At 48.2% G+C, this 13,309-nt stretch carries 13 protein-coding genes; 1 reads left to right on the forward strand and 12 read right to left on the reverse strand.

The features are described 5' to 3' along the window. Positions 1 to 11 precede the first annotated feature (11 nt). From DW739_RS13710 to DW739_RS13720, 3 genes are all read right to left on the reverse strand, one after another. A complete protein-coding gene (locus DW739_RS13710) occupies positions 12 to 1,187 on the reverse strand; it encodes a ParB/RepB/Spo0J family partition protein (protein ID WP_118743222.1) in 1,176 nt (391 codons plus the stop codon). A 78-nt stretch (positions 1,188 to 1,265) separates the two neighbouring features. Next, a complete protein-coding gene (locus DW739_RS13715; protein WP_107000951.1) occupies positions 1,266 to 2,036 on the reverse strand; it encodes an AAA family ATPase in 771 nt (256 codons plus the stop codon). Positions 2,037 to 2,194: 158 nt separating this feature from the next. Further along, positions 2,195 to 2,734: an HD domain-containing protein gene (locus DW739_RS13720; protein ID WP_243023785.1), complete on the reverse strand. Its 540-nt coding sequence runs from the start codon at positions 2,732 to 2,734 to the stop codon at positions 2,195 to 2,197. 810 nt (positions 2,735 to 3,544) lie between these two features. Here DW739_RS13720 and DW739_RS13725 point away from each other — a divergent pair. Beyond that, positions 3,545 to 4,495 carry an alpha/beta hydrolase gene (locus DW739_RS13725; protein ID WP_022358786.1) on the forward strand — a complete coding sequence of 317 codons (951 nt, stop codon included), beginning with the start codon at positions 3,545 to 3,547 and terminating at the stop codon, positions 4,493 to 4,495. 461 nt (positions 4,496 to 4,956) lie between these two features. Here the strand turns inward: DW739_RS13725 and DW739_RS15315 are convergent, their stop codons facing one another. From DW739_RS15315 to rpmH, 9 genes are all read right to left on the reverse strand, one after another. Then, entirely contained in the window at positions 4,957 to 5,085 is a 129-nt protein-coding gene (locus DW739_RS15315) for a hypothetical protein (protein WP_279221049.1), read from the reverse strand. A gap of 94 nt (positions 5,086 to 5,179) precedes the next feature. After that, the gene (gene rsmG, locus DW739_RS13735; protein ID WP_118471741.1) at positions 5,180 to 5,947 is read right to left on the reverse strand and encodes a 16S rRNA (guanine(527)-N(7))-methyltransferase RsmG; all 768 of its coding nucleotides are present in this window, start codon (positions 5,945 to 5,947) and stop codon (positions 5,180 to 5,182) included. Positions 5,948 to 6,207: 260 nt separating this feature from the next. Beyond that, on the reverse strand, positions 6,208 to 8,115 hold the full coding sequence (gene mnmG / locus DW739_RS13740; protein ID WP_118493311.1) for a tRNA uridine-5-carboxymethylaminomethyl(34) synthesis enzyme MnmG: 1,908 nt from the start codon (positions 8,113 to 8,115) through the stop codon (positions 6,208 to 6,210). A 234-nt stretch (positions 8,116 to 8,349) separates the two neighbouring features. After that, a complete protein-coding gene (gene mnmE / locus DW739_RS13745) occupies positions 8,350 to 9,729 on the reverse strand; it encodes a tRNA uridine-5-carboxymethylaminomethyl(34) synthesis GTPase MnmE (protein ID WP_107000955.1) in 1,380 nt (459 codons plus the stop codon). A gap of 189 nt (positions 9,730 to 9,918) precedes the next feature. Then, positions 9,919 to 10,587, reverse strand: coding sequence for an RNA-binding cell elongation regulator Jag/EloR (jag, locus tag DW739_RS13750; protein WP_107000956.1), 669 nt, complete (start codon positions 10,585 to 10,587; stop codon positions 9,919 to 9,921). 14 nt (positions 10,588 to 10,601) lie between these two features. Next, positions 10,602 to 11,855 (reverse strand): YidC/Oxa1 family membrane protein insertase, encoded by a 1,254-nt coding sequence (locus DW739_RS13755; RefSeq protein WP_347501752.1) that lies wholly within the window; start codon positions 11,853 to 11,855, stop codon positions 10,602 to 10,604. A gap of 19 nt (positions 11,856 to 11,874) precedes the next feature. Next, positions 11,875 to 12,087 (reverse strand): membrane protein insertion efficiency factor YidD, encoded by a 213-nt coding sequence (gene yidD, locus DW739_RS13760; protein ID WP_107000957.1) that lies wholly within the window; start codon positions 12,085 to 12,087, stop codon positions 11,875 to 11,877. Continuing rightward, a complete protein-coding gene (rnpA, locus tag DW739_RS13765; RefSeq protein ID WP_107000958.1) occupies positions 12,080 to 12,439 on the reverse strand; it encodes a ribonuclease P protein component in 360 nt (119 codons plus the stop codon). Before rnpA ends, yidD begins: the two co-directional genes overlap by 8 nt. 192 nt (positions 12,440 to 12,631) lie before the next feature. Next, a complete protein-coding gene (gene rpmH, locus DW739_RS13770) occupies positions 12,632 to 12,766 on the reverse strand; it encodes a 50S ribosomal protein L34 (protein WP_087225913.1) in 135 nt (44 codons plus the stop codon). Positions 12,767 to 13,309 lie beyond the last annotated feature (543 nt).

Consider the following 13,309-nt stretch of genomic DNA (forward strand, 5'->3'; position numbering starts at 1 on the left):
ATTTTGTGTGATTACTGTCTTAATGACTCCAAAAGCTCAATCAGACGTTCCAGTTCCGCTGATGAATAGTATTCGATCTCGATTCTGCCTTTATTCTTATCCTTGCGGTTGATCGAAACCTTCGTTCCCATGACCCCTTTCAGCTTCTCTTCCAGATCCTTGAAAAAGACCTCCATATCGCGTTCCGGATCTGCTTTCTTTTTCACCTTTTTCGGCTTCAAAAGCTCTTTCACCAAACGCTCGACCTCGCGGACGCTCAAATGATTTTCTACTGTTTTAAGCGCCAACTGGTACTGTTTTTCACCATCTTCCAGCGAAAGAAGCGCTCTCGCATGACCTCCGGTAAGCCGATCCTGAATCAGCATCTCCTGCACTCTCTCATCCAGTTTCAAAAGACGCATGCTGTTCGTGATCGTCGCACGGTTCTTCGCTACGCGCTCTGCCACGTCCTCCTGACGCAGCCCAAACTCCTGAATCAGCATCTGGTAGGCTTTCGCCTCCTCAATCGGATTTAAATCTGCACGCTGTACATTCTCGATCAGGGCGATCTCCATCGTCTGCTGTCTCGTATACTCGCGCACGATCACCGGAACTTCCCGAAATCCTGCCAGTTTGGCAGCTCTCCACCGGCGCTCTCCGGCAATCAGCTCATAACGATCGCCCTTTTTCTGAACCAGAAGCGGCTGCAGCACGCCGTAACGGCGGATGGATTCTGCCAGCTCTCCGAGCTGTTCTTCATCAAACATCTTACGCGGCTGGCTAACATTTGGCTCAATCTCCGAAATATTTAGAAATTTCTCTTTTTCCACCTCGACGATCTTTACGACCGGCTCCGCTTTTGCCGTCTGTGTCTTCGATTTTGCCGCCGTCTCCCCGGCTGTGCGGGTTTTTCCTTCTGTCGTCGTCTTTCCGGATGCCTTTGCAACTCCCACACGGCTGCCTTTTCCCACTGTTTTCGCAGCTGTCTTTCCGGCAGACGCCGATTTTTTCTGTTTTTTAGATCCCGGAAGCACCATATCCAGCTCTTCCAGGCTCTTTTTCTCTATCTCCTGTTCCGTCTCACGAACGGAAGTCTTTTTTCCGGCTTCATCCGATGGCTTTGCGCTGCTTTTTCCCGCTTCTGCATCCTCGTAATCATTTCCAAAAAAAGCTCCCAGTCCTCTGCCAAGCCCCGTTCTCTTTGACATTTCCTTCCTCCTCACGAACCTCCCGACGCCCCCCGGCAGGCATCCTTTCTGAATTTCACTTCACCGTTATTTTCCTGCCTACAGCTCTTCTCCCCGGCTGATCACCTCTGCTGCCAGCAGACGGTAGCTCTCTGCACCGGTCGAACGGCTGTCGTACAGGTTGATCGGCATTCCGTGGCTCGGCGCCTCCGCCAGTCGCACATTTCTCGGTATGATCGTCTTGTAAATCCGCTCATTTAAGTTCTGTTTTACATTCTCTACGACCTGCAGGGAGAGATTCGTTCTCGCATCATACATGGTAAATACCACGCCCTCCAGCTCCAGCGACGGATTCATCTTTTTCCGGACCAGTCCGATCGTCCGGAGTACCTGGCTCAGTCCTTCCAGCGCATAATATTCGCACTGGATTGGCACCAGCACCGTATCTGCCGCTACCAGCGCATTGATCGTCAAAAGACTCAGCGACGGCGGGCAGTCGATGATAATAAAATCATACTGATCGCGGATTGTCTCCAGATAACCGTTTAACACCGACTCTTTATTTTCCACATCCAGAAGTTCAATCTCAGCTCCTGCCAGATTCGAATCCGAAGGAAGAACATCCAGATTTTCCTGAACATCGCGCATCAGACAGTCCTCCAGTGTGCAATCGCCCAAAAGCAGCTCATAGACTGTATCTTCAATCTGTTCTTTTTCCAATCCCAAACCAGTGGTTGCATTTCCCTGCGGATCAAAATCGATCGTCAGAACCCTCTGTCCCGCCTCTGCCAGGCATGCCGACAGGTTGATCGCCGTTGTCGTTTTACCTACGCCGCCCTTCTGATTTGCAATCGCAATCGTTCGTCCCATACCGTATTCCTTCCATTTCCTCGGTTTTATCTCACATGAAAGACAGGAAAAAGCCTTCCCGCAGGCATCCGCACAGCGATTTCCAGCTTTTTCCCGTTCTTGTCTTGCCTAATAGTATAACACACTTAAAACTCATTTCCTACTTTTTTAGAAAAATTTCATTTAAAATGTTTCACGTGAAACATCGGCTCCACCGTCTCCCCCAGAGCACACCATTTATCTGCCAGACACACAATCCATGCCTCGCGGCACTGAGGCGGCACCGGTATCAGCGGAAACATATGACGTGCGATGATATTTTTTTCCTTCCAATTTAAATGGTAATCTCTCTGTGCATTTCCAAGCGCTGTTTTCGGGTGACGGAAGCCGTGCAGGCGGTGCGAGGAATCCTTCTGATGCCAGTCATACAAAAAATAATCGTGCAGCAGTGCCCCTCTCACAAGTGATTTTGGTTCCAAGCGAATCTGCCACCGTTCCATCATCCAAAGGCTTGTGTAGGCAACATTGAGGCTGTGGCGGTAAATGGATGTCGTACCATGCTGCATCGCCAGCTTCTCCTCGTCTAAGCGCCCTTCCAGCTTCAGTTCGCGTATCGTTTCCGCCAGCAGCCGCTGCCTGCCCGCCGACAACTGAAAAGATTTCTCTGTCTTCCGTTCCATACGATGCTGAAAGCATAACTTATTTTCCTTCTTTATCATATCGCGCATTTCTTTCCCCATCGATTGATTTTTTGATACGTGAACATTATAATGAATTTAATATCGATTTTCAATGAAATTTTGTTTACATAAAATGTCATATTCATAACTATTCACAGGTAGAAATTTTCTGAACTGAAAATTTCGAACGCTACAGTTCTGGTTGCAGATTTTTCCAATTTGAAATGCGAAGCATCGGCAAAATCCCGTTACTTGGGCACACATCTGTGAACAGATATTCTGTGAAAAATACGCTGGAAATAGCTGAACTGGAATACAGGAAAATATGATATAATGAGCGCAAGTGGGCCAGAAAGCTGCTTGCAGATTTATGGCGAACGGCGAATGGTGATCACGATAGCTGCGTCAGCAGCGGTAAGCATCGAAGATGCGAATCGTGATATAATGTGAACACTTGACGAGGTATTTTCGAGTCTAGTGAGAACATATACCTGACCACTTAATGAGGTGTTTCACGAATTTAGTGGTCATGGTATAATGAGCGCAGAAGAAAAGAATGCGGCTGCGAAGCAGACATATTCTTTTCTTGCGCCATTAACGAACGAACAGCCATGCGAAGCAGGGCGGTAGAGCGCGATAGCGCGGGTTCGTGAGTGGACGGGTGAGAATACGTTCATATGATATATATGAACACTTAGCGATGCATTTTCGATCCTAGTGCGAGTCATACCTAAATACTTAATGAAGCCAAGCCAAAGGCGATAGCTGAATTTAGTATTTATGGTATAATAGAATTACTTGATGAGATATTTTCGAGTTTAATTTTTCGATTCAAAAGGAGCTTTCTATATGAACACAAAAAACAAGATCATGACCTGCCTGATGCTGTCCGCCGGCGGCGCAGTTTCACTGGCACTTTTAAATAAATATATTCAATTTTCTGCCACCTCCCGCGGTCTGACCCGGGAAGAGAATTCTCTCTGTTACAAATGGCGGCTGGGAAATATCTACTATACAAAATGCGGTTCCGGCAAACCGCTTCTGTTAATTCACGATCTGCACTTTGCATCGAGCGGCTATGAGTGGGAATCCATCCGCGAACAGCTCAGCCGCTCCTACACCGTCTACACGCTCGACCTTCTCGGCTGCGGACGCTCCGAGAAGCCGAACCTGACCTACACAAATTACCTGTTTGTCCAGCTGATCTGTGATTTTATCAAATCTGAGATCGGACATCGGACCAACATTCTCTCCACCGGTGATTCAGCGGCACTGTCCATCATGGCGTGCAGCAACTCTCCAGAACTGTTTGATCAGATCATGCTCATCAACCCGAGCAGCCTTACCGACTGTTGTCAGCTTCCGGGTAAAAATGCCAAGCTTTATAAGCTTCTTCTGGATCTCCCGCTGGCTGGAACGCTCATTTACCACATTGCGTGCAGCCGCTCTATGATCGAAGAGGCATTCCGCACCAAATATTTTTACAATCCGTATACCGTAAAACCGGTTCAGATCGACCGCAGCCACGAAGCCGCACATCTCGGTGAATGTCCGAAAGCGATCTTCTCCAGTATTGAATGCCGCTATACCAAGTGCAATATTTCCAATGCTCTCAGGAAGATCGACAACAGCATCTTCATCATCGGCGGTTCCGAGGAACCGATGATCGAGGCGACGATTCAGGATTACAAGATTTATAATTCCGCAATCGAGTCCTCTATCATCCCAAAGACCAAACATCTGCCGCAGTTAGAACAGCCGGATGCCGTGATGGATGCGATCCATATGTTTTTTTCTTAAAAAAGGATAATGCGTATGCATACCGCGGAGCGTTTTTTCGTCATAGGACGAAGCTTATTACTGTTCACGCATACGTGCCCAGTAACGGAATTTGCCGTGGCTTCGCATTTAAATACGGCAAATTCCTGCTGCCACCACGTTTTCTTACGGCACTTTCGGTTCCAAAAGTGCCTACCCGTGAACAGCTACTCTCTCTTTCCCACATCTCCATAAAAATTGCTTTTTCATACTCATGCCATGATGCAGATACCATTTTTCCAGTATCTTTCATATTCACAGCGTCATCCTTCCGTACGCCTTGTTTGTTTCTTCTTGATAGGAACGGTCCTAATGTTTCATCCAGGTCCCGCCGCACTATCTATATACAAACAAAACCCCCGGAATGCTCCTCTTTATTCTACATTATTCCCACTCGATCTCTTCGACTTTCGCACAAAAAAACTATATTCTGTAACGAAAACTCAAATTTTATAAATTTTCCCTATTATTTCCAGCTCTGCCATCGCCTCTACCCGCTTCTCCAGATTTCCTCTGTCATATGCCTGATACGGCTTCTGGAACACAATCTTCCAGAACAAATATTCAGTCATACATTTTTGTTTAAACCCCGCCTATATGAAAAAGAAAGACTGCATATCCTACGTGTTCCATATACAGTCTTTCTCTATCTACCTTTTGATTGCTTTATTTCAGCGGCTCCCGCGACGGCGTTCCCGCTTTTCTCGGATACTTCTTTCCCGTCCTCTCTGTCTTATGAATCCGGACCAGGTTACGCTCATCCTCATTGGCAAGGTGGAAGGAAATCACATCCTCCAGCTCGCCGCCCAGCTTGCGGATCGCACCTTTTCCCGTCTTCATCTCTTCCTCCAGTTTGCCCGATTTGTACGGCACAAACCAGCCACCCACCTTGACAAACGGCAGGCAGTATTCCGACAGCGTGGACAGATTTGCCACCGCGCGTGAAACGCAGAAATCAAATGTTTCACGTGAAACATTATCATGTGCCGCATCCTCCGCCCGTCCGTGAACCGCCTGAATTTTTTCCAGTTCCAATGCCTGAATTACCTCGTTCAGAAAGTTGATCCGCTTATTTAAAGAATCGAGAAGCGTGACCTTTAAATTTGGAAATGCAATCTTTAACGGGATACCCGGAAATCCAGCTCCCGTTCCAACATCGATCAACGTATACTCTTTCTCTGCCAGATCCGGCACCGCTTTCACAAGTGCCAGACTATCCGAAAAATGTTTGGTCACAACTTCCTTCTGTTCCGTGATCGCTGTCAGATTCACCATCGTATTCCAATGAATCAACAGTTCATAGTAATCGTAGAACTGCTTGATCTGGTGTTCATTTAACGTGACGCCCATCTCCTGCGCTTCTTTCTGAAGCTGCTCGGTAAAGTCTGCCGGAGGCAGAACCACACCGCTTTCTACTTTATTTTCTTCTGCCATAAATATATCCTTTATGATATGTTCTATTTTTTCTCAGGTTCTTATCAATCTTACATTTTGAGTTGCTGCAATGCGTTTACCTGTTTCCATGCAGTCTCTGACTCGTTACTGTTCACGCATACGTGCCCAGTAACGGAATTTGCCGTGGCTTCGCATTTAAATACGGCAAATTCCTCCTGCCACCAGGTTTTCTTACGGCACTTTCGGTTCCAAAAGTGCCTGCCCGTGTACAGTAACTCTGAATCCGCTCGTTTCTATATTTACAGTTCTTTCTTCTCTTCCCCATGTCCCGCATGGCGGCTCTGCTCTAAGTGTACCAGCAGCACCGAAATATCCGCCGGTGACACGCCCGCGATTCGGGATGCCTGACCGATATTTGCCGGTTTATAGAGATTTAATTTCTGTACTGCCTCACGGCGCAGGCTTCCGACCGTGGAATAGTCGAAGTTTTCATCCAGCTTCCGGCTCTCCATCTTCTTGAACTGTGCAACCTGCTGCAGCTGGCGGCGGATATAGCCGTCATACTTGATGTTGATGTTGATCTGCTCGATCACATCTTCCGGAAGTTCCGGACGGTTCGGATCCAGCTCTGCCAGTGCTTCATAGCTTAACTCCGGACGGCGTACCAGCTCTGCCAGCGTTGCCGCGGTCTTGAGCGGGGTGCTTCCGTGGCGCTCTAAAAATTCCTGCACTTCTTTTCCAGCGCCAATGTTGATCTTCTCCAGACGCTTTGCCTCTTCCTCGATCATTTTTTCTTTCCAGAGGACACGCTCATACATCGCATCACTGACCAGTCCAATCTCATGCCCGATCGGGGAAAGACGCAGATCCGCGTTGTCCTGACGCAAAAGCAGGCGGTATTCCGCACGCGACGTCATCATCCGGTACGGTTCATGGTTTTCTTTGGTAACCAGATCGTCGATCAAGACACCGATATATGCCTGGGAACGGTCGAGGATGATCGGTTCTTTTCCCAGCACTTCGCGCGCCGCATTGACACCCGCCATAAAGCCCTGTACCGCCGCTTCCTCATAACCGGAGCTTCCGTTAAACTGACCGCCGCTGAACAATCCCCGGATCGCCTTAAATTCCAGCGATGCCTTTAACTGGCGTGCATTGATACAATCGTACTCAATTGCATATGCATTTCGAACAATTTTTACATTTTCGAGTCCCGGCACGGTACGGTACATCGCGTACTGCACATCCTCCGGCAGGGAACTGGACATACCGCCCAGATACATTTCATTCGTATAAATTCCCTCCGGCTCGACAAAAACCTGATGACGGTTCTTATCTGGAAATTTTACCACCTTATCCTCGATCGATGGACAGTAACGCGGACCTGTTCCCTCGATCGCGCCCGAAAAGAGGGGCGATCGATCCAGGTTGTTGCGGATGATCTCATGTGTTTTCTCATTGGTATAGGTCAGCCAGCAGGACACCTGCTCCTTCTGCACCGACTCCGGATCGGTGGAAAAAGAAAATGGCACAACCCTCTCATCGCCGAACTGCTCTTCCATCTTAGAAAAATCGATGCTGCGCTTATCGACACGCGCCGGTGTGCCCGTCTTGAAACGGAACATCTCGATTCCCAGCTTTTTCAGGGAATCTGTCAGATGGTTTGCCGCCTGCAGACCATTCGGTCCGGTCGGATTGCTCACATCGCCATAGATACATCTCGCTTTCAGGTACGTTCCCGTTGCCAGCACCACCGCCTTGCAGTAATACGTCGCGCCGGAGTACGTTTTCAGTCCTTTGATCTGACCTTCTTCCACGATCAGCTCTGCCACCTCTCCCTGACGGATCGTCAGGTGATCGGTATTTTCCATGGTACGGCGCATCTGGCGGGTGTATTCCTGCTTGTCCGCCTGCGCGCGGAGCGAATGCACCGCCGGTCCCTTAGACTGGTTGAGCATCTTGGACTGTATAAAGGTTTTATCTATATTTTTTCCCATCTCGCCGCCGAGCGCATCCAGCTCGCGCACCAAGTGGCCCTTCGAGCTTCCGCCGACATTCGGGTTGCACGGCATCAGGGCGATGCTGTCCACGCTGACGGTAAACACGATCGTCTCAAGTCCCAGTCTCGCGCTTGCCAGCGCCGCCTCACAGCCGGCGTGTCCCGCCCCGACGACCGCTACATCATAATTTTCTGTTAAACAGGGCATATTTCCTCTTTCCTCTCTATCTCTGCGTTCTATTCAAGTCGAACGTCCGTGAGACTTGGCGCGTGATTCTGGTCAGCGTAAGCTGACATATTCTTTACAGAATCACTGCGCATGAACCGCAGCCGATTTTACTGCAGCTGCACATTTCAATTCGATCAAACGCCTTATATTCTTTCTTGTTTTCAGATCCACCCTATCATACCACAAGGAAAGAAACCTTGCAAAAAAATTGATCTATTTCCCCATACAAAAATGGCTGAAAATCTCATTCACCAGATCCTCTTCCAGTGATTCCCCAAGGATCGTTCCAAGATGTTCATAGGCATCCATCAGATCAATCGAGAAAAAATCCTCCGGCATCGCATTGTCGATGCTTGTCTCGACCAGACGCAGGCTTTTCAGCGCCTGCTCCATCGCCGTCTTGTGACGGACGTTTGTCAGCATGACCTGATCGTTGAAATTCAGGTTTCCCTGCAAGAACATCGTCTGAATTTTTTCCTCCAATCGATCAATTCCCTGCTGTTCTTTCGCCGATACCGGGATCACTTCCTGCCCGCACGCTTCGCGAAGCGCTTCTTCTGTGAGAACCGGTTCCAGATCTGTCTTATTTAAGAGGACGATCACCTTCCGTCCCCGGATCAAATCGAGGATCTGACGGTCATTTTCATCCAGCTCCCTTGATCCATCGACCACATACAAGATCAAATCTGCCTCATCCGCAATCTTTCTCGCCCGTTCCACGCCAATCTTTTCAACGATATCCTCCGTTTCCCGGATGCCCGCCGTATCGATCAAATTTAAGCTAAGCCCGCGCAGACGGATATTTTCCTCCAGCGTATCGCGTGTCGTACCGGCGATCTCTGTCACAATCGCGCGCTCCTCTCCCAGCAGTACATTCATCAGGGACGATTTTCCTGCATTCGGCTTACCTAAGATCACGGTTTTGATCCCCTCCGTCATGATACGCCCGTTGTCAAACGTCCCGATCGACGCCTCCAGTTCCATCTCAATCGGCTGCAGCGTCTCCCGAAGGCGCTCCGGGTATCCGTCCAGGGAAATATGCTCCGGATCATCAAGTGCGGACTCAATAAAGGCGATCTCATAGATTAGTTTTTCGCGGAGTTCCCGCACTTTCCGCGACATTGAACCGCTCAACTGGCTGACCGAAGACTGCAGCGCATACTCATTTTTCGACTGGATCACATCGATCACGGCTTCCGCCTGCGAAAGATCAATTCTGCCATTTAAAAACGCCCGCTTCGTAAATTCGCCTGGTTCCGCCAGCCGCGCCCCACATTTTACCGCCAGCTCCAGAATCCGCTTCATCACCAGCACGCCTCCGTGACAGTCAATCTCTACCGTGTCCTCCGCCGTATAACTGTGCGGACCGCGCATCAAAAGAAGCAGCACTTCATCGATCCGTTCCTCTCCATCCCGAATATATCCATAATGAATCGTATACGTTTTCTGCTCTGAAAGCCTCTTCCCCGCCACCGCCGGTTCAAACATCCGCTCCGCCACCGCAACAGCGTCCGAACCGCTAATCCGGATAATCCCAATCCCCGAACTCGAAAGCGCCGTCGCGATCGCGGCGATTGTATCTGTATATACCATATATATATAAATCCTTCCTTGCTTTTTATCTTCTTATTCTATACCATATGGAAGCATTTTCCCATCTTTATTTACAAATCTAGTCTAATATTTATTTCTTTTTTCATGTTTTCACGATAAACCTCTCGCGCTCGATCCCCCACAAAAAAGAAGGTCTAGATACCTCCAGACCTTCTTCGTCACACTTATTTACTTCTCATATCTCCCATACCCGTCACTTCTCTCGCGTCTGCCCTCGCGCTTCAGCGAAATAATCACATGCCGGAACGGATCCTCGCCCTCGCTGCGGGTGGTGACATACTTGTCATTCTGCAGCGCTGCATGAATGATCCGTCTCTCATACGGGTTCATCGGCTCCAAAGATACGGAGCGTTTCGTTCTCTTTACCTTGTAAGCAATGTTCTTTGCCAGTGTCTCAAGCGTCTCTTTCCGTCTCTCGCGGTAATTCTCGGTATCGAGCTTCACGCGGACGTAATTCTCGCTCTTCTTGTTGACAACCAGGCTGACCAGATACTGGAGAGAATCCAGGGTCTGACCTCTCTTACCGATCAAAATACCCATATCCTCGCCGGAGAGGTCAATGTTCATCTCGCACTCTTCCTCATTGAAAGCCGCTGCGATCTTCACATCTAAGTTCATCGCATCAAATACCTGGCTTAAAAAGTCGATCGCACGATCCTCGAGCGTCTCTTTTTTCTTAGCACGGATGATCGCCGGTTTCGCGCCGATCCCCAGAAATCCGGCGCTTCCTTTTTCGACCACTTCGTACTCTAATTTATCACTGGTGGTTTCCAGTTCAATCAGTGCCTTTGTTACTGCCTCATCGACTGTCTTAGCGGTAACCGTAATCATATCCATCCTGCGCCCTCCTTCTATTTTTTCGCGTGCTTATCGTTGTACTTCTGCACCATCTTGGCCTTGGAAGCCAGACTGCCCGGCTTCGGATCGGAATTGTAAAATGCTTCAGACGCCTCCATCTGCTTTTTATTGCGGGAGATCTTGTCCTCTTTCGCCTTGCTTTCCGCATCCTCGCGTGCCTGAAGCGCCTTTAAATTCACGCTTGCCTTCTCGCTGACATTGGCCGGCGGCAGACCTTTTCTCGCTCTCTTCTTGTTCATCTTCTCCACGTTGCGGCGGATCAGATCATCGACATCGATCTTGTTCATATGTGCATTTACGATCAGCTGCTGAACGAGCTGGAATGCACCCTGAACGACCCAGTAGATACCGATCGCGGACGGCAGGGAGAAACAGAAGAATACGGACATCAGCGGCATCGTGATCATCATGCTGTTCATCATGCTCGCGCCCGGCGCGTCCTGATCCACCTGCTGTAAATTGGAAATCAGCTTGGTGGAGAGCCACTGGGTCAGACCCGCAAGGATCGGGATGATCCATGCGATCGTGATGTGGTTAAAACCGGTAAACGGCGGAGTTGCCAGATTGATGCCGAAGAAATAGTTCATCTGCTCAATCTTGCTCGCATTTTCTGCGATCGTCGAAGAGATCTGCGGGAATAAACTTTCCAGCGTATCCCATCCAGCCGGTGTCAACTTATATAACATATCTACGACTTTGTTTGCCACGGTGTAGTCTACCTTGTCCACCGCCATGCCGACACCGCTTGCCAGCTCGGAAATCTTGTTGATGTAATCCGGCTGCCCCATCAGCGGGTTCGCTACGTTGTCAAAAAAGACACGTACTGACGGTACGTATGCCGGAATGTTGTAGATAACCCGGTACAAAGCGAAGATAATCGGAAGCTGAATCGCCATCGGCAGACATCCTGCCATCGGATTCGAGCCATATTTCTCATAGACTGCCTGCATCTCGACCTGTTGTTTAGCCATCGATGCCTGATCGGTTTTTCCCTTATACCTATTCTGAACCGCCTTGATTTCAGGGTTCATAAGCGACATAAGTTTTGACGATTCCTGCTGTTTGATCGTCAGAGGAAATAACAGTAACTTTGTGATAATGGTAAACAGGATGATACACAGACCGATATTCATGATCCCCATGCTGCTGGTAATCCGGAATAAAAAGTCCATGATATAACCAAACACGCTGGCGATCGGTCCCATGATCGAACCTGCCTTTGTCGCAACTAAAACGCTAACGTCCAATGAACTACCTCCTCATCCTTTACGGAACTGGATCATAACCGCCTTCTGCAAATGGATTACAGCGAAGAATCCGCTTACATGCCAAAATCATACCTTTTACAGCGCCGTACTTTTTAAGTGCCTGGATGGCGTACTCCGAGCACGTCGGCGTGTACTTGCAGTGAGGTCCTGTCATAGGGGAAATATAGAGCTGATATCCCCGAATCATCTTTATCAAGATCTTCTTAATCAATATTCTCACTTCGATTCTCCAGAATGTTATGCAGTCCGCATAAGTGCAGGTATGCACTCTCAATTTTTTTGAAGTCTGCTTCTTTCGCTGCCGGTCTGGCAACGACTACGATGTCTAATCCGAGTCTGACTCTGTCCTTATTTAACCGATAGCTCTCCCGTACCAACCTTGTCACGTGATGGCGGACCACGCTGTTTCCAACCTTTTTGCTGACGGAGATACCGATCCGAGGCTCCTTCCCGTCATCCACCCGCTTCACGTACATAACCAGAAGCTTATTGGCATAGGATTTCCCTGTCTTGTAAACCTTTTGAAATTCGCTGTTCTTCTTAATTGAATTAAAACGCTTCATTAAAATCACCAATGATAAATAATATAAAATAGAATCCGGCTCGCCGGATTCACGCACCGAGGTGCGATTGCATTAGCAATCATTTTCCCCTGCAGCGAGTGTGCATCGCAGAGCTTTTCTTAATATTCATAGAACTTTTTCTATGAATATTAAGAAAGGCCACAATCTATAACTCGATTGCGGCCTCGTTCATTAAGCAGATAATTTTGCTCTACCTTTTGCTCTTCTGGCAGCCAGAACTTTTCTTCCACCTGCGCTGCTCATTCTCGCACGGAATCCATGAACTTTTGCTCTCTGTCTTTTCTTCGGCTGAAATGTCATCTTCATGTCTGCATACACCTCCTCATCCATAATATAGTAAGAGAAATCCACGCTTCCTCCGGCTCACGCCGAAATCCGCATTCTTCTCAACATAGTTAGACTATTGTAATTAAACATCTTCTCCATTATATAGAAGAATTCCGCATTCGTCAACCACTATTTTGATCTTTTTAATCCCCATAGAACAAGGAATTTCTGTGGTTTTTCCACCATTTCGATCCTGCGTCCCCACAGATCGATCGTCGATTGCTGTCGAGGCACCTTATTGTATACAGTATACACACCGGGACGTTTCCATTTTGTGGATAAAAAAATCCTTATTTTATCAGCATTCCCGCCACCTATTCACAGCTTATCCTCCACTTATCCACATTTTGGGGATAACTTGTGGAAAAGCCGTGGACTACGATCTGGATAAGCTTCTGATTGTTCACACCCATTCACCAAAAAGCCTTATTTTTCGGCGTTTTTTCCACGTGGATAACTGAATTTCACTTATTCACATTGCGGGTTTTTATTGAAAAATGTGGACAAATCATGTAGAATAGA

This window comes from Clostridium sp. AM28-20LB, from assembly GCF_003480665.1.
GTDB classification, from domain to species: domain Bacteria; phylum Bacillota; class Clostridia; order Lachnospirales; family Lachnospiraceae; genus Otoolea; species Otoolea fessa.